The organism is Kribbella amoyensis (assembly GCF_007828865.1).
Taxonomy (GTDB): Bacteria; Actinomycetota; Actinomycetes; order Propionibacteriales; family Kribbellaceae; genus Kribbella; species Kribbella amoyensis.
The window spans coordinates 3,425,172-3,446,778 of record NZ_VIVK01000001.1 but is presented as its reverse complement, the minus strand read 5'-3'; the positions used below and the strand labels follow the sequence as shown (position 1 = coordinate 3,446,778).

Below are 21,607 nucleotides of genomic sequence, written 5' to 3'. Positions count from 1 at the left end.
AGGCGTATGCCGCAACCACGCTTCCTCCAGCTCTCGGACGTCGCCGAGGTGCTGAACATCTCCGCCAACCAGGTCTACGCCCTGGTCCGCCGCGGCGACATCCCCGCGGTCAAGATCGGCGGCCGCGGCCAGTGGCGAGTAGAAGCCACCGAGCTGGAGAAGTACATCGAGCGCCTCTACACCGAAACCAAGCAGTTCATCGACACCCACCCCTTCGGCGAAGAAGCCGACCAACCCGAAGAACTTCACCGCTAACCCCCACCCAACCGCACACCCCCAGGACCGGCACGGCACCCACCCGCGAACCCGCGCCGCGTCCGGCCTCCCGCCCACCTCGCCGTAACACCAGCCCGCTCCGCACCCGCACCCGCCCGGTAGCGCCCACCACCTGCCCGCGGACCGCGCCCCATGCAGGCGCACCCCGGGCCACTCACCTCGCAGTAACGCCAGCCCCACGCCAACCTCGAGCCGGGTGTGTTCGCTTGTCCGGCACCCAGCGCACCCGGGAGTACCGGCTGGGTGGTTCAGCGGCGGCGGAGGGCTGAGAGGGCTTGGGTGGGGACCAGACGGACGTTCTGGACCTCGCTGCGCCGGCGGGGAGCATCGAGGGGATGCTCCGCGAGCTCGAGGAAGTCGGCGCCGACCCGGTCGATGGTGCCGGTGATCGGGTGACCGTTGTGGCCGGCGCAGAAGAGCGTGACGGGTGAGCGATCCCGCGCGATCCCCCGCAACAGGTACGCCAGCCCCAGCTTGGCCGCGATCGCGCCGACGGCCGGCTCCGCCCACGGCCCGATCCGGTGGATCGCGGTCAGCGCGGCGACCGGGATCAACCACTCGTCGAAATGCTCGCCCTCCAGCAGCAGGCAGTCGTTCCCGACGCGGGTGAGCTCGCCCTGGACCGGCTCGGCGTGGGTCAGCTCGACCCGGATCACGGTCCCGACCGCCCCGCGCAACCGGTCGAGCAGCGTGATCTTGCCGACCTCGGCCCGGATCCGCTCCGCCACCTCGCCGTACAGATCGCCGTCCTGGAGCGCCGCGAACTGCGACTCCAGGTCCTCGAACAGAGCATCCCAACGCATGCCGAGAACCTACCCTCCGTCGCGCTCGCCGGCACTCTTCGTGGTCGTCCAGGACCCTGCGTAGCGACACGTCGACGCTTTCGACTTGCCAAAGCCGACCCAACCAGGGATATCCTGGCCAAGCCAACGCAAACTAACGCAAACTCATAGATCAGCGACGAAGACGGGTGAAAGCGATGATCCGGGCAGTGAAAGCACTCCTGGCACTCGGCGCACTGACCGCCCTGGGCCTGCTGCTCCGTTGGATGACCGGCGGCATGCTCGACGCAGCCTCCGTCGAGGACCTCCCCTCGATGGCCTTCGTCACCGTCGGCGTGGTCGCCTGGTTCGCGTACGCCTGGCTCCTGCTCGCCGTCCTCGCCACCGTCCTCGAGCAGCTCCCGGGCGCCCTGGGCAGCGCCGCCTCGGCCATCGCCGGCACCATCACCTCGCACGGCTCCCGCGCCCTCCTCCGCTCGGCGTTGGGCGTCGCCGCAGTCACCCCACTCACCATCGGGGTGGCCCACGCCACCCCGGCCGACGCGCCGAACCACCGCGCGTGGGGCCCCGTCGAGTCCCCCTCGACCCTCGCCCTCGGCGACTCCACCCAGAGCGCCGCGAACTGGCGCACCACGGAGCAGTCCTCGACGATTCGCCTGACCGACTCAGCCCGTACGCCCGGCGCGACCTCGGCCAACTGGCGAACCACCGAGTCGCCGTCCACGGTCCGCCTCACAGAGCCGGCCCGTAGGTCGACGGCGAGTCCCGCCGACTGGCGGGCGCAGGAGTCCGCTTCCACGGTGCGCCTGACAGAGACGCCCACCGCGCCGGACCCGAAGAAGAGCCGAGTCGCGATCCCCGCTCCGACCCGCCCGACCGAAGGCGATTCCACCAAGCCCACGACCCCGGGACGGGGCGACAAACCGTCCACGGCACGACGGGTCGGGGTACCGGATCGGCCGACGGTGGGGGCTCCCACCCGGTACACGGATCTCGGGACCGGGCGAGTGGCCGGCCGGGTCGTCGCCACCGGGGAGTCGCTGTGGTCCATCGCCGCCGGGGAACTCGGGCCCCAGGCAACCAATTCGCAGATCGACGCGCGCTGGCGGCAGTGGTACGCCGCGAATCGCGCCGTCATCGGGTCCGACCCCGACCTCATTCGTTCCGGACAGGTGCTCCGTACCCCGGCGCCTGCCGCTCCCGCCGTGCCGCAAACCCACGAGGAGAAGTGACATGACCAAGCACCCGAAGCTCGTCGCCGTCCGCCGCTCCCCGGGGACCCCACCCATCCCACTCCACCAGGCACCAGCCAGCCGCGCCCAGCTGGAACGAGCCAACGCCCAACTCATGACGTACGGCGCCCTGGCCCTCCCCGGCATCGACCCGTCCGCCGGCACCATCCCGGCCGGGCGACCCGACGCACAGCACGGCGGGCCGAAGGCCGTTTGCGATCCTGCGGGCGCCACCACCCAGCTGAGAACGGCGGACACCGCGGCAGGTGCTGCGCGGACCGGAACCGCTGGGAAGGGTGGCGCCGGGCAGGTGGAAGGTGGTTCGGCGGTGGGTGCTGTTGTCCAGTTGAGCGTTCTGGACCCGGATGTGCCGGTGAAGGCTCTGGTGCGGCCGCGGGTGCCGGATGCGCAGGCTTGGGGCACCCGGCTTGTGCAGGCGGTGGCCGAGGTGCTGGCCGGGGACCGGCCGCTGAATCAGCTGGTGCGGTGGACGGACTCGACGGTGTTCATGGACCTGAGCCGGCGGGTGCGACTGCTCGGCCTGACCACGACGGCCGAGGCACGGAGTACGAAGGAGCGGTGCTCGGTCCGGTCCGTCCACGTTTCCTCCCCGGTCGAAGAGGTCGCCGAGATCGCCGCCCACGTTCGCTACGGCCAGCGGTCCCGGGCAATCGCCCTGCGGCTGGAAATCCACCGCGGCCGCTGGGTCTGCACAGCCCTCGAACTCGGCTGAGCCCACCACCCGGTCCGGACGGCGCCGACCTGCTCCAGCTGCTCCGGGACGCCGACACCGTGAACAGGTACTCGGGGGCGCGGACACGCTATTCCTTGTTCACGGTCCCGGGATGGTGTCCCCGCGGAGCCCCGGCACCCGGCCCGAGGCGGTCCGAGGTTGTCGGTGGGGGTTGGCACACTGGGGGGATGAGTGTGGGCGTTCCTTATCGCGAGTGGCCGGCCGTGCTGCCGGGGGCCGTGGTTTGGACGCGGACGACGGACGGGTCACCCGGCTTGGTCCTGCCGGACGGGTGCATGGACCTGATCTGGGCCGAGGGCGAGCTCTTCGTCGCCGGGCCGGACACGCGCGCGTTCGTGAGTGCGGCCGAGGCGGGCACCAGGTTCGCCGCGGTGCGGTTCTCGCCGGGGACGGCGCCCGCGTTCCTCGGGATCCCGGCCCGCGCGTTGCTCAACATCCGGGCCCCGCTCGCCGAGATCTGGTCACCGGCCCGGGCTCGCCGGCTCGCGAACGAGGTCGGTACAGCGGCCAGTCCCGAGCTCGCGTTGGAGGAAGCCGTCGCCAGGTTGTACGACGTGCGCCCGGACGGGGTGGTGCGGCAGGTGCTGCGCGGGGTTCGGCGCGGGATCGGCGTGCCGATGCTGGCCGGGAGTGTGGGCCTGAGCGAGCGGCAACTGCATCGCCGGTGCCTGGACGCGTTCGGCTACGGACCGAAGATGCTCGACCGCGTCCTCCGGATGAACCGCGCCCTCGAATACGCCCGTACCGGTCTCTCCCTGGCCGACGTCGCGGTCCACACCGGGTACGCCGATCAGGCCCACTTCACCCGCGACGTCAAAGCGCTCACCGGAGTGCCACCCCGAGCCCTACTGACCTGATGAGCTCCACGAACCGAGCCGAACCAGCGCCAGCGCGTGTCACCACCCTGCGACACAACCCCAAGAACGCCGTCACCGTGACCGTCGAGCGGATCGTGAACACCGACGGCAGCACCGTGATCCGCAAAGAACTGCGTCGCCCCTCCGGCGCCAAAGACAGCTGGGCCGCCTCCATCGATCCGCGGCACTGGAACTACTGGCATCGCGAGCTCGACGTCTATCAGGACCACGAGCTCCGCCACCAACTCGCCGCTGCTGGACTCGAGCTACCGAACGCCGAGATCGAGGAGACCCCGACCGGCGCCGTCATCCACCTCGAAGACATCCACGGCGTACCGGGCCCCGAGTTCACCCTCGACGACCACGCCGAGCTCGCGCGAGCCGTCGGGCGTTGGCAGGCCGTGCCCGCGCCGGACCGGCCGTGGACCTCGATCGGGTTCCTCCGCGACTACTCCACCACCCGTGACGTCCGGTGGGACCTGCTCGACGACGACGCCGCCTGGCAGCAGCCGTTGATCGTCGAGACCTGGCCACCCCACCTGAGAGCGGCCTGGCGGCGGCTGGTCGACCACCGCGAGGACCTGCTCACCCTCACCGAGAAGTTGCCCAGGGCAAGGTGTCACCTCGATCTCTGGGTCAGCAACGTGATCCGCCGGCCGGCGGGCGGGATGGCCGCGCTGGACTGGGCGTTCACCGGGGACGGCGCACTCGGTGAGGACATCGGCAACCACATCCCCGACGCGGTGTTCGACCTGTTCTGGCCGGCTGAGCGGATGCCCGACCTCGCCGAGACGTGCGTCGAGAGCTACCTCGACGGACTCCACGAGGCCGGGTGGACCGGCGACGACACGCAGGTGCGGCTCGCCGTGATGGCGTCCGGGGTGAAGTACGCCTGGTTGTTGCCGTTGTTGCTGGCTCGTGCGTCGGACGAGCAGCACCAGGCGTACCACCGGGAGGCCGACGGGCCGTACCTGTTCCGCCAACGCGGGATCGCGCTCGCGTTCGTCGCCGAATGGTGTGCGGAAGCGCTCAGCCGCGGACGACGGTGAAGCCGCCTGGGACGACGAGTGCGCCGGCGGACAACGGACGACGGGAGTGCAGCGCGCCCGTCGACGTGTACGCGTAGGCCACCGCGCCGGCCGGTCCGTCGACCGACACGCGCCGTGGATGCGAGTCCACGCTCACCAGCAACGTCGCATCGCCGAGGCGGACAGAGCTGACCAACGGCAGCAACAACAACGCATCCACCCGCACGCTCGCACCGGACGACGTCACGGCCACCTTGTCGGTACCAGGAGCGAGCAGCCCCGACAACGTCACCGGCAGGAGGGCGCCCGGTGCAGCGGACACACCTTGTGCTCCCCCGCTCCCGTGGTCGATCGCTCCGAGCCGACGACCCCCGCTGCTCCACGTACTGCGTCCCGCGCGGCGGTCGGCGACCAGGTCGACCACGGGCAGTACCAACCGGGACTCCGAGGCGGACGAGACGATGGACCAGGACGCCGTGGCTCCAGCAGGCAGCGATACGTACGAGCCGTTGCTCCACTGCGATTCACCGGTCCACGCGGACGGCGGCGTGACCACCGAAGCTCCACCGCTGAGCTGCGCCGTCTCCGCTTCGACAACGGTCAGCCCGCTCCGCTGTATCGCCCCGGCGCCAGCACCAGCACCAAGCCGTTGCGCCTCGCCGGCCAGGGACTCGTCCAGCGCGAGCATCGAGAGCAGGCCGTGGATAGTGGACTCGGCGCCCGAGTTCCGGTTGACCACGCCGTCGCCCGAGATGCCGTCGTAGGTCCGGCCGGTTGCCGGGTCGTACATCGCCTCCCCGGCGCGGTTCGCCCCGAAGTACCAGGCGGCGACGAACGCGGCGACCTGGCGCAGGCCCGGCCGATCAGCGGCCGCACCGACCGACAGGAGTCCCTGCAGTCGCGCGTCCACGCCGTACGCGATCTGCGTGCGATCGGCGGGGACTGGGAGCCACCCGTTGTCCGGTCCCCCGGCAGTCAGCAGCAACGGCGTGAACCCGGCTGTGTCGCCCACCGCCGGAATCAGCAATGACCGATCGCCCAGAGCGGTCGCCGCAGACGCCAGCGCGGTGGGCATCTGCGCACCCCACGCGTGCCAAAACGAGATCGACTCGCCCCACGGCAGCAGCGCGCGGAACGGCCACTCCCGCACGTCACCTGCGCTCATCGCGCCGACGGCCTCGGCGAACCGGACTAGGGCCCGCCGCGCTGCCGGGGAACCACCGGCACGCACATACGCGGACAACCCGAGCACCGCTTCCGACGTGGCGTCCGCACCGGCGACGATGAGCCAGGCGGGGACGCGTCGTCCGTCCACCACGTTCCACTGGCCGTACCGGACGAGCACCTGCCGCTCCAGTGCCCGCAGCGCCAGCTCCAGCCGCGTCTTCAGGAACTCCGCGAACCCCGGGTCGACCCGGCGGAACACGGCGTACCCCTCGCCCAGCGCCCACACGGTCCGAGCGAGCCAGTACGACGGACCGGAGTCGGACGGGTCGGGCAGTTCGACCGGCTCGGCGCTGGGGTTGAGCGTGCCGTCCGGCTGCATCCACAGGACCACGTTGCCGTCGTTGGGACCGCCGACGGTCTGCAGGTATGTCACCGCCCGGAGCAGCCCGTACGCCGCGGCCCGGCTGTGCGCATCCCCGCGCGCCTGGAAGTGCCGCAGGTACACCACGGCCGCCCGGGTCAGGTCGTCCGTGTTGAACGCCCCCTGCCCGTACGTGTTGGTCGCGGCGTCGTACGGACCGCCACCGATCCGCGCGTACGACCCGTCGGCCCGGCGGTCGGCGTACGTCCACAGCACACCGAGCGGACCGGATCCGTACCTCGAGTGGCCCGGGGTCGCGGGTGGCGTGACGGTGTCGCCCAGGTAGTCCAGGTGGGCGAGGTTCACCAGCCGGCCGGAGCCCGAGGACGCGGACGTGGCCGACGACGCGGCGGCGGGCCAACTGGTGCCGGTGGTGATGCCGGTGGCGGCGGCGAGAGCGACAGACCCACCGAGGACGGTACGGCGGGAGACGGTCATGACTGCCGGTCCAGCCGGGCCACACCGATCTTGGCGTCGGCCATGCCGTAGAAGACGTAGTGCACGCCGTCGACCTCCTCGATCGCGGTCGGGAAGACGACGTTGCCGACAGTTCCGATCCGCTCCTCCTCGGTCTCGGGGACCAGGATCGGCTCCACCGTCCGGTCGATCACCTTGGTCACATCGTTCGCGTCGAGCAACAACGCACCGGCGGCGTAACTCACCTTCTGCGTGGTCGGGTCGAACCCCTCCGGCTGCTCCCCGGTCACACCGTGGTGGATCACCAGCCAGCCCTCGGGGACTCGCAGCGGGGCCGGGCCCGCGCCGATCTTCAGCTCCTCGAACGGGTGCTCCGACATCGCCACCAACCGGTGGTGCCGCAGGTGCACGAGATTCCGGACATCGGCCTCCACCTCGGCGACCGGGACGAACGAGATCCAGATCCCCGGCCGGTCGTCGGTCACCCCCGCCGGCAGGTGCACGCCCTCGCCCTCGCGGAACCAGCCGAGGTCCCACATCGGGCGGTGCAGCATCGCGTACGCCGGTTCGCCGTCGGGACCGGTGACCGGTTCGGGGAAGAACACAGTGTCCTTGTTCGGGAACAGGTTCAGATCGGTGTCCAGGTCGGGCTGGTACTCGAAGTGCAGCGGGCCCAGACGGCGCCAGGTTCGCAGGTCCTCCGACACGGCGAGCGCCGGCTTCGGGCCGAGCGGTCCGTACGCGACGTAGGTCATCACGTGGGTGTTCAGGGACGGGATCCAGGTGACCCGAGGATCCTCGACACCGGCGTTGTTCAGGCCGCGCTCCCAGCCCTCGTCGGGCTCGAGGACGACCCCTTCGCGGCGGACTCCGGTGGGGACGCCGTCGGTGAGTTCGACCTCGGCCAGGCCGACCCGGGAAACGTTGCCATCAGCAACCAGGCGCGGGAGCAGGTACAGGGTGCCGTCCGGGGTGTGGCCGGTGGCCGGGTTGAGTACGCCCTCGACCTCCAGCGCGTTGCCGGGCTCGGGCGTCATCAGCACACCGACACGGGTCAGGGTGTACGGAACAGTCACGACAGAAGACCTTTCTTGGCAGAGTGAGCGTCAGCCCTTGACGCCGGACTCGAGGCTCGAGGAGATGAAGCGGCGCTGGAACACCAGGAACAGCACCACCGCGGGCGCGGCCAGCACACACGCGCCGGCCAGTACGGCACCGAACGGGTTCGCCGCCCGGGCCGCCACCGTGGTCAGGTAGTTGGACAGCGACACGGCCAGCGGCTGCAGGTCCTGCTGCTTGGTGATCAGGAACGGCCAGAGGAACTCGTTCCACGGACCGATGAACGTCAGCAGCACACCGGTCAGCAAAGCCGGCTTCACCAGCGGGATCGCGATCCGGACCAACGTGGTCAGCTCACCGGCACCGTCCACCCGCGCCGCGTCGAACAACTCCTGCGGCAGCTGCAGGAAGTACTGCCGGAACACGAACACCGCGGTCGAGTTGATCGCGAACGGCAGGATCATGCCCAGGTACGAGTCGGCGAGCCCGTACCCGCGGACGATCATCACGTACAGCGGGATCGTCAGCAGCTGGAACGGGATCACCTGCACCAGCAGCATCAACGCGAACACCGCACCGCGACCGCGGAACTGCAGACGGGCCAGCGCGTACCCGGCCAGGACGCCGAACACCATCGTGCCGAGGATCACGCCACCGGTGAAGATCCCCGAGTTCAGCAGGGACCGGCCGAGGTTGATCGCGGCGTTGATCTCCGCGTAGTTGTGCCCGGTCAGGTTGTCCGGTGACGGGAACGCCCCGCGCACGGTCGAATCCGGCTCGGTCTGCAGCGAGCCGATCAGCATGTAGTAGAAGGGGAACAGGAACACGAACGCCCCGACGAGCAGGAGCACGAACCGGACGGCCTTCGGCATCAGCTCTCCCTCTCCAGCAACCGGCGCTGCAACAACGCGAGCAACAGCACCCCGATCACCAGCAGCACGCCGATGGCGGCGCCGATGTCCGGATTACCTTGCTCGATACCGCGCTGGTACATGATCAGGACCGGCGACGCGGACGCGCCGTCCGGTCCACCGCCACCGGTCAGCAGGTACGGCTCGGTGAACAGGTTCGCCCCGGTCACCGTGGCCAGCAGGACGACCAGCGTCGTGGCGGGTCGGACGCCGGGGACGGTGACGTTCCAGAATGACTTGGCCTTGCCCGCGCCGTCCATCGACGCCGCTTCGTACAGGTCCTTGGACACGTTCTGCAGCGCGGCCAGGTAGAGCAGGATGAAGAAGCCGAGCTGTTTCCAGGTCACGTAGACCGCGATCGTCGGCATCGCCAGCTTGGAGTTCACCAGCCAGGACGGATCCGGCGCGAGCGGGCCGAGGATCGAGTTCACCAGGCCGTTCTCGTTGAACAGGAACAGCCAGACCCCGACCAGGGCGACGCTCGCGGTCACGTACGGCACGTAGTACGAGACCCGGAAGAACGTCCGCCACCGGATCGCCGTGTTCAGCGCCGTGGCGAGCAGCAGCGCCAGCACGACGGTGAGCGGGACGTTGATGAGCAGGAAGATGCCGACGTTGAGGAACGAGCGGCGGACCGCCGGGTCCGAGAGCACGGTCACGTAGTTCTCGAACCCGACGAACGGCCGGTCCACGATCGCGCCGGGGGCGGCGAAGAAGTAGTCGTGGAAGGACATGTACACCGCGAACCCCAACGGGTACGCGAACACCGCGGCCAGGAAGACGACGTACGGCGTGACGAACGCCGTCCCCGCCGGCTGCTTGCCGAGCAACCACCTCATGACTGCGAGGCGAGCTGATCGACCTTCTCCACGGCGCCGTCCAGCGCCTCGCCCGGATCCTGCTGCCCGAAGATGACCGACTTGGAGTACGCGTCGCGGAAGGTCTGCCAGATCGTGATCGAGTTCGGCACGTTCGGCACCTCGACCGTCCGTGCGGCCTGGTCGGCGAACACCTTGTAGTCGGCGTTCTTCGCGAAGTAGTCCGGGTAGGCCGCCGCGACCCCGTCCCGGATCGGCATCTGCCCGGTCGAGGTCAGGAACTTGCCGTCCTGCTCCTGGCTGGTCGCGAACTTCAGCACGTCCCACGCCGTCCCGCGGTTCTTGCACGCCGAGTACATCGCGACGTTCTTCGCGTCACTGAAGGTGTACGTCTCGGCGGCCGGCTTGCCCGCCGACGTCGGTACCGGCACGACACCCCAGTCGACCTTGTCCTTGTACGTCGCGATCGCCCACGGACCCACGATCGCCATCGCCGCCTTGCCCTCGACGAACGAGTCGCCGGTGTACTTCTCCTGCGCCGCCAGCTTCTCCGCGTACAGCGTCCGCCAGAACGCGGCGACCTTCTTGCCCTCCTCGGAGGCGAACTGCGCCTTGCCGTCCTGGACCAACTGCTTGCCACCGGACTCGGCCGCGAACAACGGATAGAAATCGAACCAGGACTGGAAGAACTCGTTACTCGGCGCCGGATAGATCGCGAACGGCGCCCCCTTCCCGGCGACCACCTTCCGCGCCGTCGCCAGGAACTGGTCATAGGTCGCCAGCTCGGGCTTGTCCGGATCCAGGCCCGCCTTGGCGAACGCCTTCTTGTTGTAGAAGATCATCACCGGGTTCGACTTCCACGGCAGCTGGTAGTACTTGCCGTCCGTCGACCTGTACTGCTCGGCGACCTTGCCGCTGCGCTCCTCGACGTACGACTTGCCGTCCTCGAAGCTGTCGAGCGCCACCAGGCCACCCTGCTTCTGGAACTGCGACACCGAGGCCGGCGAGGTGTTGAAGATCAGGCAGGGCGCGTTCCCCGCCGTGATCGCAGCCCCGATCACCTCCTCCGAGCTCTTGCCCGCCGGGATCTCCTGAGCCGTCACCTTCTGATCCGCGTGCGCGGCGTTCCACGCCGCCACCATCTGCTTGCCCCAAGCAACCTCTTCCGGGTTGTTCGAGAGCCAGATGGTGATCTCGCCGCGGGCCTTGGCCGCGGCGTCGGCGTCACCACCGCCACCGCCGCCGCCACAGGCGGCCGTGGTGACTGCGAGCCCCAGGCCGAGCAGAGCGGCTGTCAGTTTGTGTTTCACTTCTCCTCCAAACGGGCGGTCGAGCGCCGTACTACGAGCCGGGCGGGCGGGAGTTCGGTGTCCGCGACCTCGCCGGGTCCGTCGATCAACTGGTTGAGGGCTTGCGCGGCGGCCTCGCCGAAGGCGTACGGATCCGCGCGCACGGTGGTCAGGCCGGGGTGGACGAACTCGGCCAGCTCGCTGTCGTCGAAGCCGGCCATGCTGATGTCGTCCGGCACCGTCAGCCCGGCCTGCTGGGCGGCGCCGAGGCCGGCGATGGCCATCCGGTCGTTGGCATAGACGATCGCGGTCGGCCGGTCCGGCCGCGCGAGCAACCGCTGGGTGGCCGCGATCCCGCCGGCCGCGGTGAAGTCGCTGACCTCGATCGCGGCCGGCTCGAGACCGGCGTCGGCCAGCGCCCGCACGAACGCGGCGGTCCGGGCGGTCGCGTGCACGAAGGTGGGCGGACCGGCGACGTGCGCGATCCGGCGGTGGCCGAGACCGACCAGGTGCTCGACGACCGCGATCGTGCCGGGCCGGTCGTCGAGGACGACGGCCGGGAACGGCGAGCCGCCGTCGGGCCGGTTCAGGGTGACCGCAGGCAGGCCGAGCTCGGTCAGCAGGTCGATCCGGGGATCCTCGTGCCGCAGGTCGGACAGGAAGACTCCGTCCACCCGGCCGTCGCTCGCCAGCCGCCGGTACCCGTCGGCCTCGGACTCGCCGGGCGTCACCACCTGGAGGACGAGTGCCTGGCCCCGCGGCCCGAGCACGCTCTCCACTCCGGCGATGAACGCGGGGAAGAACGGGTCCGAGGACAGCACGGCCGGATCCCGGGTGATGACCAGGCCGAGCGCGAACGCCTTCGACACCGACAGCGAGCGGGCCCGGTTGCTGGGCCGCCAGCCGAGCTCGTCGGCGGCCGCCAGGATCCGGTCGACGGTCGCCTGGGCGAGCCCCGGCCGGCCGTTGAGCGCGAACGACACCGAGCCCTTGGACACCCCGGCCCGCTGCGCCACGTCCGCGATCGTGGGTCGCTCTTTCGACATTCAGGGACCTCTCGAGGAGTGTTTAAACCGGTTTAAACAGCCACTAAACCGGTCCAAACGCGCCACGTCAAGACCTCGGAGCGCACTGGTCTTACAGCTGGGTCAAACGGCGGGCAGGGTGGCGACCGCGCCGAGAGCCGCGAGGCGACGGTGCCCCTCAGCCCGAGCCGCGGACGTCGGAGCCCGCGCCAGGACGACGGCCTGCTCGTACTCGTCACCGTGCGCCGCCCACGCGGCCACGGCCTCCCGCCAGCGACCGGCGAGCGTCGGCGCCCACGGTCCTGGTGGGTCGGTCGGCCCAGGGACGTCGAGGCCGGCTCGCTGCAGGTACACGGCCAGCTCGGCCTGGATCGACCGGTGCCCGGTCGCCGCGGCCAGGTCGAGGGCACGCTGTGCCTCGTCGGTCAGGTCACCCAGCGAACCGTCCAGCCAGCCGAGCTCGACCTGCGCGATCGCGAGCGGCCCCGCGATGTACGTGTCGTCGGCGCCGATCGGATCCGCGAGTGCCGGCGCCAGGACGTCGGCGGCTGCGGGGTCGCCGCGACGAGCCAGCAGGCGGGCAAGAACGCTGCGGGCCAGGGCGGCCATCAACCCTGGTTCACCGGGGCTGGCCAGAAGTTCGCGGAGACCGGTGATCGCCTGGTCCCACTCACCACGGCATGCCTGCACGGCGGCCGCGGTGAGGCGAAGCCGGTACTGGCCAGCGAAGAACTCGCCGTCGGCGGCCGCGCGCAGACCAGCGGCGACGTACCGCTGCGCGTCGTCCAGCCGGCCAGTGCGATGTGCGCCCCCGGCCGCGTTGACGTAGCAGCGGACGCGGTTCTCCGCACGACTGTCCGAGGCGGCCAACGTGATCGCTCGGCGGAGATCCGCCTCCCCGCGCGCATCTCCACGAGCCAGCCGGGCGTCGCCGACGTAGCAGAGCGCCTGGGCCTCGAGCTCCTTGCGTTGAAGGGCTTCCGCGATGGTCAACGCGCGCTCGGCGTACTGTTCGGCCAGCTCGCTCGGCTCCGCGACGCCGCCGACCGTCGCGAGATTGCCGTGGGCGCGAGCCACCTCGGTGAGGGCGGCGGCCAGCCGGGCATCGTCGCCACCGGAGTCGAGCAGGTCGACGGCCCGCGCAGATGCCCAGCGAGCGAAGAGCGGGCCACGGGCGAACAGCGCGACGCGGGACAGCACGATCAACGCGTCGGCCTGCAGCACCGCGTCCCCTTCGGCCGCGGTGACAGCGGACTGCGCGCAGTCGAGCGCCGCCTCGTACTGGTTCACCAAGTAGAGCGAGTACGCGCGCCTCGTGTACAGGTCAGCGGCTTCAGCTGGTTCGAGCAGGTCGTGGTGACGCAGGACGACATCCAGAATCTCGGCGGCCTGGCGGTGTGCGCCGAGGCGGGCCGCTTCGCGGGCGGCGGCCGGGCCCTGGGCGAGGATGACGTCGGTCCGGCCACAACGGTCGGCGTGGTGGACCAAGCGGGACGGCTCCACCTCCGGGTGACCGAGCAGAGCGTCGACCACGACCCGGTTGGCCTGGACCCGTTCACCCGCGGTCAGCGCGGACTCGATCGCCTGCCGGGCCAGCTCGTGCCGGAACGCCACGGTGCTCTCCCCGCCGACCAGCATGCCGGACCGTTCCGCTTCGACGAGCAGGTCCGCATCACCGGAAGCGAGCGTCTCGGCCAGCCACCGTTCCGCCCGCGTCGGAATCACGGACAGCCGCTCGACCACGGTCCGGGCCGGCACCGACAACGTCCCCAGCCGCGCGAGGACCGCGTCGCGGACGGTGTGCGGTACGCCGGTCCCGCCGGCGGCCAGCACCTCGGTGACGAAGAACGGGTTGCCCTGGGTCACCCGCTGGATCTCGACCGCCTGCGCCGACGAGGTGGCCCCGAGCCGGCGGACCGCGTCCACGCTGAGCGGCGGCAACGTGACCCGGCGGACGGCCGGACCGGTCAGGGTGCCGAGGAGTTGCCGCAGCGGGTGCGCCGGATCGGTACCGGTCTCGCGGAACGTCAGCACCAGCGCAGCCGGGATCCCGGGGACCCGGCGAGCCAGGAAGCGGATCGCGTCGAGCGTCGCGTCGTCCGCCCAGTGCACGTCCTCGACCACGACGACCGACGGACGGGCGGCGAACACCCGGAGCAGTCCGGGCAGCGCATCCTCCGGCCGGTCCAGCGCTTCCGCTATCTGCGGATCCACCGCGGCCATGTCCCGGAACGGGCCCAGGCTCCTCGGCGCCAGCAGGTCGTCGCAACCACCCAGAGCAACTGCGATCCGCTGGTCCAAGCCACCGACGAACGCCCGCACCAACGCCGACTTCCCGGCCCCGGCCTCACCGGACACGAGCGCCACGACGCCCCGACGTTCCTCGACCACCGAACGGATCGCCGTGCTCAACGCGGCCAGCTCCTCGTCCCGCTCGACCAGCTCGGCCGACAGCTCAACCACCTCATCGGGAGACGAGACAGCGGCCAACGCGCGATCCCGCAGTACGACGGCCTCGGGGCTCGGCGTGATCCCGAGTTCGGACTCCAGGGCTTCCCGCATCCGGGCGTACCGGCGGAGTGCCGTGGTGCGGTCACCGGCGAGGACGGCTTCGCGGAGGAGTTCGAGATGCGCCTCCTCGTTCGCGAGGTCGAGGCGGAGCAGGTCCTCCCAGCGGTGCGCGCCTCGGAGGAGCTGGGTGACGCGAAGACGGAGGCGTTCGCGAGGTTCCTCCAGCCAGGACTCGGCCAGGTCTTCGGGCAACAGCTCGCCCGCCAGCTTCAACGCGTCGGCGCAGGCGGCCGGCGACGGTGGGTCCGAAGCGAGGGCGAGATCCGCGGCGGTCTCGAACGCCAGCGCGTCCACCTCCACCGTGATTCCGGGGAAGAAGGCAACCACTTCTCCCTTCAGGACAACGGCATCCCGGTGTCCCAGCGCGGTCCGGGCGTAGTGGGCCGCCTTGTGCAACCGAGGCAGCGCGAGGTCGAGGGTGACGTCGGGCCAGAGCGCGTCGACCACGCGATCACGGTGGAGCCGGCTCTCCGGCGAGAGCGCGAGCAGCTTGACCAGGGCACCGGCCGGGCGGCGTCGCCAGGTCGGCGCGGGAACCGGGACGCCGTCCACGGTCACCGCGAAGCCGTCGAGCAATCTGATCCTGACGGTCATCGCCGCCCCGCCCCTCCCCTGACGACCACCACGCTACGCGCGCCGGTCTCCGGTCAGAAGCGGTGGAGCCGGGTGGGTCTGCAGGTGCTCGACCTCGTCGCTCATGGCCGAGCTGACCTCACGCAACAGGACGCGGACCTGGTCGAGGTCCCAGGTGTACGCCGCAACCGCCTCGGTAGCCCCGATCATCGCGCGCGACAGGTGTTCGCGGATCGCCTGGTACCGGGTGAGGGCCACCGACTCGGGCACCTGGCCGCCGAGGACGGCGACGAGCTGGTCGGCGAGGAGTTCGGCGTCCCGGAGTCCGTCGGTGATGCCGTGCATGGTGATCGGGTCCTTGAAGTAGCCCGCGTCCCCGACCAGCGCCCACCCCGGTCCCCCGGAGCGGCGGACGAAGTTGGCGACGCCGGCCCATCCGGTCAACCGGCTCTCGGGATCCGCCGCCGCGATCCGGTCCGCGAGGTGCGGTGCCGTGTCCGTAAGCAAAGCGCTGAAGGCCTGGTCGGCTCCATCGCGGCGCAGGGTTCGCAGGTGGTCCGGGGTGGTCGCCACGAACACGCAGGTCTGGCCGTCGTTGGTGGGGATGAAGCCTGCCGCACTGCCCACGGAGTACGCGAGCTCGTACCCGGCGGGACGCGCTCCGGCGTAGTACCGGTAGAGGACGGCGCTGCGAGTGCGGCCGCGTTCGACGACCTCGGCCCCGGCCAGGCTCGCCACGGTCGAGCGGAGGCCGTCGGCGCCGACCGTGACGGTGGCGTGGAGCTCGATGTTCCTCCCGGTGCGGTCCTGTCCGCGGACACCGAGTACGCGTTCGTCCTTGTTTTGCAGGAGTTCCGTGACCTTCACCTCGTGGTGTACGTGGACTCCCGCCTTCGCTGCAGCGTCGACGAGGATCCGGTCGAGGACGTGGCGCCGTGGTGCGTACAGTGCGTCGACGCCGGGGGTGGCGCGGATGGCGACCTGCTCGGGATCGCTGTCTGCGTAGTGGAAGAGCGTCCGCTCGATCCGGGGTGTCCCGGCGCGCACCACCTCGTCCAGCAGGCCCCAGCGCGACAACTGCAACACGGCCCCGCGCATCAGGCCGTGTGTGGAGATCGTGTCGCTGCCGTAGGCGTTCCGATCGACCAGCGCGACGCGGGCGCCTGCTCGGGCCAACAGGAGCGCGGTCGCCGCACCAGCGACGCGAGCACCGACGACAACCACGTCGTACTGCGCGCTCATGCGGCCGGCTCCGCTCCGACGCTGCCCGCTGCCGATCCGGTGAGGTGCCGGACCACGTCCGCAGCGTCGTACCGAGCACCGTCGATGAACGCTGAATCCCGCCGGTACTGGAACCGCTGGCCGACCACGTACACCCCGGGTGCGGGCGTGACGCCCCGCCGTTGCCGGACCGCGCCGTCGGGACCGGTGATGGGTAGCCGGATCCACCTGGTGTCGGGCCTGTACCCGGTTGCGACGAGGACGGTACCGATCCCCTCCCGCGCCAGGTCGAGCCGCTCCACGGGTGCCGGTACGTCGAGCCGTCGTGGTCGCGTGATCGGCAGGATCTCGGTGCCCAGGCCGGTCCACGCCGCGTACCAGTCGATCGAGTCGAGCAAGTGGGTCAACCGCTTGTCGGCGACGGCCGCCTGCTCGGCCAGGTCCGGGCGGAAGCGAGCCCTGGTCCCCTCCAGCCTGGCGAAGTGGCCGACGAGCCGGACGCCTTGGTCCTGCAGGGTCACCAGGTCGAGGTCGCGGGGTGCGCTGTCGGTGCCGACGAGTTGCATCGACGGTTCGTGCCGCGCGGCCACGGGATCGGGGACCTCGTCGATGGTCCGGGCCAGCTTGCCGGTGATGTCGAGCCACCTGAAGATGTCCATCCCGCGATAGCGCCGCGGCAACCGGGTGTGCCGTCCGACGGCGAGGACGACGTCCCGGCCCGCGCGGTTGAGCTCGTCGGCGAGTTGCACGCCCGACGACGAGGCGCCGACGACCAGGACTCCACCGGGCGCGAGCTGACCGGGATTGCGGTACCGGTTCGCGGTGACGACCTCGAGGCCGGTGGCGGCGAGTCCCGCGGGCACCACCGGTACGGCGTGCGGGCCGGTCGCGATGACGACGTTCGCTGCCCGCCAGGTACCGCGGTCGGTGATCAGCAGGTAGCCGTCGCCGAAGGCGCGGAGCTCGCGGACCGTGGTCCCGCCGAGGACGGGGGCGTCGAAGGACGTCGCGTACCGCTCGAGGTGACGGACGAACCGGGCGGCGGTCATGAACCCGTCCGGGTCCGCGCCGCCGTAGGGCCACCCGGGCAAGCGGGTCAGCCAGTTCGGTGAGAGCAGGCGCAGCGAGTCCCAGCGCTCGGTCCGCCAGCGTTCGCCGATCCGGCCGCGGTCGAGGACCACGTGGTCCCGTCCGGCCAGGCCGAGCAACCGGCTGACGGCGAGACCGGCGTGCCCGGCGCCGACCACCACGGTGTCGATGGAGTGCATGACATTCCTCCTCCGGCCGATCCCGGACCGGCGGCGCTCACGGCCACCGGTCCGGGTCCGCGGGTGCAGTGCGGTCAGCCGGTGACCACGTCGATGGCGACGGCAGTCGGGTTGGCGAGGACGTCGTACACGGCCGAGCGGCGGCGGGACTGCTCGACGATGCCGCGCAACGTCTCGTCGTCGGCGTCGCCCTCGACGTGCAGGGTGACCCGGATCTGCTCGTAGCCGTTGCGGACCGAGCCGTCCGACAGGCCGAGGATGCCGAGCAGGTCGATGTCGCCCTCGACCGTCGACGTGACCCTGGTCAGCTCGACGCCCCGGGCCGCGGCGATGTTGGCGATTCCGGCGGTCAGGCAGGCGGCGATCGCGTGCAGCAGGTACTCCACCGGCGTCGGCCCGTGGTCCGTACCGACGAGGACGACCGGGTGGTCGAAGTCGAGCACGGTGTCCTCGGTGTGCCGCTGCTCCTGCAGCGCACCGTGGAAATCGGCCGCGGTCGACCGGCTGTGGGTGCCCGTCACCCAGGTGTTGCTCGCCCGGAACTGGAACGCGGCCAGCTCGGGCTGCGCCTTGACGGCGTCGCGGGTGGCGAACAGCGTCGCGGTGTCCACGCCGTTGCGGCGCGGGCTCTCGGTGGTGGTGGTCATCGGTACTCCCCTGGGTCCGGCCGGGTCGGCCCGGCGCGCTGTGCTGTCCTCCGGACGCTAGGAGCCCCGCCTTCCCCGAACCTTCCACCGACCTTCCCCCTGACCTTCCACCCCGCCGTTTCCACCCGTCGATTCCGCCCGGAAAAGGCGGAGGCCGCCCGCGGGGATCAACCCCGGGGCGGCCTCGGCGCGGTACGGCTCAGTGCTTGTAGGCGTCCGACTGCGGATCACCGTGGCACCGCTTGTACTTCTTGCCCGAACCACACGGGCAGGCGACGTTGCGCGGGGTCCCGGCGTACTCGAGCCCACCGGCGGCCGCGTCGCCGTCGGTCCGGACCGCGACCTCCTCGTCACCGTCGATCGTCGGCGCGGAGTACGACAACCGCTGCGGCCGGGACTCGGTGCTCAGGCCCTTGGCGCGCAGCCGCGGGGTGTCCTGCGGGCGCTCCTCGTCGGAGTCCCGGTTCCGGAACTCCGACAGCGGGGTGCCCGGCATCAGCAGGTCCTCGGCCTCCTCGACCACCTCGGCAGCCGCGGCCATCTCGGCCTGCATCGCCTCGACGTCGACCTCGACGTTGAAGACGAACGCGACCGATTCCTCCTTGATCGACTCCATCATCGCGGCGAACATGTCGTAGCCCTCGCGCTGGTACTCGACCAGCGGGTCGCGCTGCGCCATCGCGCGCAGCCCGATGCCCTCGCGCAGGTAGTCCATCTCGTACAGGTGCTCGCGCCACTTCCGGTCGAGCACGCTCAGCACCACCCGGCGCTCCAGCTCGCGCATCGCCTCGCTGCCGAGCAGCTCCTCGCGGCGGGCGTAGGCCTCCCGGGCGTCGGTGACGAACCGCTCGACCAGGAAGTCCTGGGTCAGCCCGGCCCGGTCGCCGCCGGCCTCCTCGACCAGCTCGTCCTCGGTCAGCTCGGTGCCGTACAGCGTCTTCAGCGCGGTGAACAGCGGGTCCAGTTCCCAGTCCTCGGCGAAGCCGTCGGCGGTCGCGCCCTGGACGTAGCCGGTGACGGTCTCGTCGAGCATGTCCTGCACCTGCTCGTGCAGGTCCGCGCCCTCGAGCACCCGGCGCCGCTCGTCGTACACGACGTGCCGCTGCCGGTTCATCACGTCGTCGTACTTGAGGATGTTCTTCCGGGTCTCGAAGTTCTGCGCCTCGACCTGGGACTGCGCCGACGCGATCGCCTTGGTGACGACCTTGTTCTCCAGCGGGACGGTGTCGTCCTCGTTGCGCGACATCGCCCAGTCGACCATCTCGCGCTTGAACAGCCGCATCAGGTCGTCCTCCAGCGACAGGTAGAACCGGGACTCGCCCGGGTCACCCTGCCGGCCGGACCGGCCGCGGAGCTGGTTGTCGATCCGCCGGGACTCGTGCCGCTCGGTGCCGAGGACGTACAGGCCGCCCGCCTCGCGGACCTCCTTCTGCTCCTCCTTCACCTGCAGCTCGAACTTCTCCAGCACCTTCGGGAACTCGGCCTCGTACTCCTCCGGCGTCTCCACCGGGTCGAGCCCGCGGGCGCGCAGGTCCTTGTCGGCCAGGAACTCCGGGTTGCCGCCGAGGATGATGTCGGTGCCACGACCGGCCATGTTGGTGGCCACCGTGACCGCGCTGCGGCGGCCCGCCTCGGCCACGATCGCGGCCTCCCGGGCGTGCTGCTTCGCGTTCAGCACCTCGTGCGCCACGTTGCGCTTGCGCAGCTGGGCCGAGAGCCGCTCGGACTTCTCCACCGAGGTGGTGCCGACCAGGATCGGCTGCCCGGTCTCGTGCCGCTTGACGATGTCCTCGACCACCGCGTCGAACTTGGCGTCCTCGGTGCGATAGATCAGGTCCCGCTGGTCCTCGCGGATCATCGGCTTGTTGGTCGGGATCGGGACCACGCCGAGGCTGTAGATCTTGGAGAACTCGGCCGCCTCGGTCATCGCCGTACCGGTCATCCCGGCCAGCTTGTCGTAGAGCCGGAAGTAGTTCTGCAGGGTGATCGTCGCGAGGGTCTGGTACTCCTCCTTGATCTCGACCTTCTCCTTGGCCTCGATCGCCTGGTGCAGACCCTCGTTGTACCGGCGGCCGTGCAGGGTCCGGCCGGTGTGCTCGTCGACGATCAGCACCTCGTTGTCGACGACCACGTAGTCCTTGTCGCGCTTGAACAGGTCCTTGGCCTTCAGCGCGTTGTTCAGGTAGCTGATCAGCGGGGTGTTCGCCGACTCGTACAGGTTGTCGATGCCGAGCCGGTCCTCGACCTTCTCGATCCCGCGCTCGAGGATGGCGACGGTGCGCTTCTTCTCGTCCACCTCGTAGTCGGCGACCGGGCGCTGGTCCTCGGGCACCTTGTCGTCGGCGAACCGCGGCTTCAGCTGACCGGCGATGTTCGACATCTCGACGTACCAGCGCTGCGAGTCCTCGGCCGGGCCGGAGATGATCAGCGGGGTCCGGGCCTCGTCGACCAGGATCGAGTCGACCTCGTCCACGATCGCGTAGTTGTGCTCGCGCTGGACGCAGTCGTCGATGTTCGACGCCATGTTGTCGCGCAGGTAGTCGAAGCCGAACTCGTTGTTCGTGCCGTAGGTGATGTCCTTGCCGTAGGCGATCCGGCGCTCGGCCGGGGTCATCTCCGGCAGGATCACGCCGTAGTCGAGGCCGAGGAAGTGGTACACCCGGCCCATCCACTCGGCCTGGAACTTGGCCAGGTAGTCGTTCACGGTGACCACGTGCACGCCCTTGCCGGACAGCGCGTTCAGGTAGGTCGGCAGGGTGCCGACCAGGGTCTTGCCCTCACCGGTCTTCATCTCGGCGATGTTGCCCAGGTGCAGCGCGGCGCCGCCCATGATCTGGACGTCGTAGTGACGCTGGTGCAGGGTCCGCTTGGCGGCCTCGCGGACCACCGCGAACGCCTCCGGGAGCAGCGCGTCGAGGGACTCCCCGTTCTCCACCCGCTGCTTGAACTCGTCCGTCTGCCCGCGCAACTCCTCGTCGGACATGCCGACGAAGTCGTCCTCGATGGAGTTGACCAGCTTGGCGATGCCCTCGAGCCGGCGCAGCGTCTTGCCCTCGCCGATCCGCAGGACCTTGTCGATCACCTTCATGGTGGGGAGTTCTCTCCTTGCTGCTGAAGCCTGATGGGCGGGTCGTACCGGAACGCCGCCGCCGGCCCGATCCGGGAACGGCGCGGTCAACCCGCCGGGCGGGCGCCACCCATGGTACGGGGCTCGGTGAGTCAAGCCACCTCCCGTGCGTGCCCCGCCCCTCAACTAAGGCACGACCGGCCGGCCGGAAAAGTTCCGCCCGG

Annotated in this window: 17 protein-coding genes; 5 read left to right on the top strand and 12 right to left on the bottom strand. The window is 70.5% G+C overall.

The features are described from left to right. Nucleotides 1-6: 6 nt before the first annotated feature. Nucleotides 7-255, top strand: coding sequence for a helix-turn-helix domain-containing protein (locus FB561_RS16380; RefSeq protein WP_145807595.1), 249 nt, complete (start codon nucleotides 7-9; stop codon nucleotides 253-255). Nucleotides 256-524: 269 nt separating this feature from the next. On the opposite strand, the gene FB561_RS16375 is transcribed toward FB561_RS16380, so the two are convergent. After that, the gene (locus tag FB561_RS16375) at nucleotides 525-1,079 is read right to left on the bottom strand and encodes a hypothetical protein (RefSeq protein ID WP_145807593.1); all 555 of its coding nucleotides are present in this window, start codon (nucleotides 1,077-1,079) and stop codon (nucleotides 525-527) included. Between the two features lie 188 nt (nucleotides 1,080-1,267). On the opposite strand from FB561_RS16375, the gene FB561_RS16370 reads away from it, so the two are divergent. The 4 genes from FB561_RS16370 to FB561_RS16355 all read left to right on the top strand — a co-directional run bounded on the left by FB561_RS16370 (nucleotide 1,268) and on the right by FB561_RS16355 (nucleotide 4,950). After that, nucleotides 1,268-2,290 carry a LysM peptidoglycan-binding domain-containing protein gene (locus FB561_RS16370; RefSeq protein WP_145807591.1) on the top strand — a complete coding sequence of 341 codons (1,023 nt, stop codon included), beginning with the start codon at nucleotides 1,268-1,270 and terminating at the stop codon, nucleotides 2,288-2,290. A gap of 1 nt (nucleotide 2,291) precedes the next feature. After that, the gene (locus tag FB561_RS16365; protein ID WP_145807589.1) at nucleotides 2,292-3,023 is read left to right on the top strand and encodes an Rv3235 family protein; all 732 of its coding nucleotides are present in this window, start codon (nucleotides 2,292-2,294) and stop codon (nucleotides 3,021-3,023) included. Nucleotides 3,024-3,211: 188 nt separating this feature from the next. After that, nucleotides 3,212-3,901 (top strand): helix-turn-helix transcriptional regulator, encoded by a 690-nt coding sequence (locus FB561_RS16360; RefSeq protein WP_238334846.1) that lies wholly within the window; start codon nucleotides 3,212-3,214, stop codon nucleotides 3,899-3,901. Between the two features lie 77 nt (nucleotides 3,902-3,978). Beyond that, complete coding sequence (locus tag FB561_RS16355; protein ID WP_238334845.1) at nucleotides 3,979-4,950, top strand: aminoglycoside phosphotransferase family protein; 972 nt, start codon at nucleotides 3,979-3,981, stop codon at nucleotides 4,948-4,950. Here FB561_RS16355 and FB561_RS16350 read toward each other — a convergent pair. From FB561_RS16350 to secA, 11 genes are all read right to left on the bottom strand, one after another. Then, nucleotides 4,931-6,955, bottom strand: coding sequence for a hypothetical protein (locus FB561_RS16350; RefSeq protein WP_145807585.1), 2,025 nt, complete (start codon nucleotides 6,953-6,955; stop codon nucleotides 4,931-4,933). The two genes, FB561_RS16355 and FB561_RS16350, sit on opposite strands and share 20 nt — an antisense overlap. Further along, nucleotides 6,952-8,010, bottom strand: coding sequence for a glycoside hydrolase family 130 protein (locus FB561_RS16345; RefSeq protein WP_238334844.1), 1,059 nt, complete (start codon nucleotides 8,008-8,010; stop codon nucleotides 6,952-6,954). The genes FB561_RS16350 and FB561_RS16345 overlap by 4 nt, the downstream gene beginning before the upstream one ends. A gap of 30 nt (nucleotides 8,011-8,040) precedes the next feature. Continuing rightward, nucleotides 8,041-8,865: a carbohydrate ABC transporter permease gene (locus tag FB561_RS16340; protein WP_145807583.1), complete on the bottom strand. Its 825-nt coding sequence runs from the start codon at nucleotides 8,863-8,865 to the stop codon at nucleotides 8,041-8,043. Next, nucleotides 8,865-9,743: a carbohydrate ABC transporter permease gene (locus FB561_RS16335; RefSeq protein WP_145807581.1), complete on the bottom strand. Its 879-nt coding sequence runs from the start codon at nucleotides 9,741-9,743 to the stop codon at nucleotides 8,865-8,867. The genes FB561_RS16340 and FB561_RS16335 overlap by 1 nt, the downstream gene beginning before the upstream one ends. Further along, nucleotides 9,740-11,032: an extracellular solute-binding protein gene (locus FB561_RS16330; RefSeq protein ID WP_145807579.1), complete on the bottom strand. Its 1,293-nt coding sequence runs from the start codon at nucleotides 11,030-11,032 to the stop codon at nucleotides 9,740-9,742. Before FB561_RS16330 ends, FB561_RS16335 begins: the two co-directional genes overlap by 4 nt. After that, complete coding sequence (locus FB561_RS16325) at nucleotides 11,029-12,057, bottom strand: LacI family DNA-binding transcriptional regulator (RefSeq protein ID WP_145807577.1); 1,029 nt, start codon at nucleotides 12,055-12,057, stop codon at nucleotides 11,029-11,031. Before FB561_RS16325 ends, FB561_RS16330 begins: the two co-directional genes overlap by 4 nt. 102 nt (nucleotides 12,058-12,159) lie before the next feature. Further along, nucleotides 12,160-15,201: an ATP-binding protein gene (locus FB561_RS16320; protein ID WP_145807575.1), complete on the bottom strand. Its 3,042-nt coding sequence runs from the start codon at nucleotides 15,199-15,201 to the stop codon at nucleotides 12,160-12,162. 33 nt (nucleotides 15,202-15,234) lie between these two features. Beyond that, nucleotides 15,235-16,422, bottom strand: a complete 1,188-nt coding sequence (locus FB561_RS16315) for an NAD(P)/FAD-dependent oxidoreductase (protein ID WP_145807573.1) — start codon at nucleotides 16,420-16,422, stop codon at nucleotides 15,235-15,237. After that, the gene (locus FB561_RS16310) at nucleotides 16,419-17,669 is read right to left on the bottom strand and encodes an NAD(P)-binding domain-containing protein (protein WP_145807571.1); all 1,251 of its coding nucleotides are present in this window, start codon (nucleotides 17,667-17,669) and stop codon (nucleotides 16,419-16,421) included. The genes FB561_RS16315 and FB561_RS16310 overlap by 4 nt, the downstream gene beginning before the upstream one ends. A gap of 74 nt (nucleotides 17,670-17,743) precedes the next feature. Next, the gene (locus FB561_RS16305; RefSeq protein ID WP_145807569.1) at nucleotides 17,744-18,316 is read right to left on the bottom strand and encodes an OsmC family protein; all 573 of its coding nucleotides are present in this window, start codon (nucleotides 18,314-18,316) and stop codon (nucleotides 17,744-17,746) included. Nucleotides 18,317-18,515: 199 nt separating this feature from the next. Further along, a complete protein-coding gene (gene secA, locus FB561_RS16300) occupies nucleotides 18,516-21,404 on the bottom strand; it encodes a preprotein translocase subunit SecA (protein WP_145807567.1) in 2,889 nt (962 codons plus the stop codon). Nucleotides 21,405-21,607 lie beyond the last annotated feature (203 nt).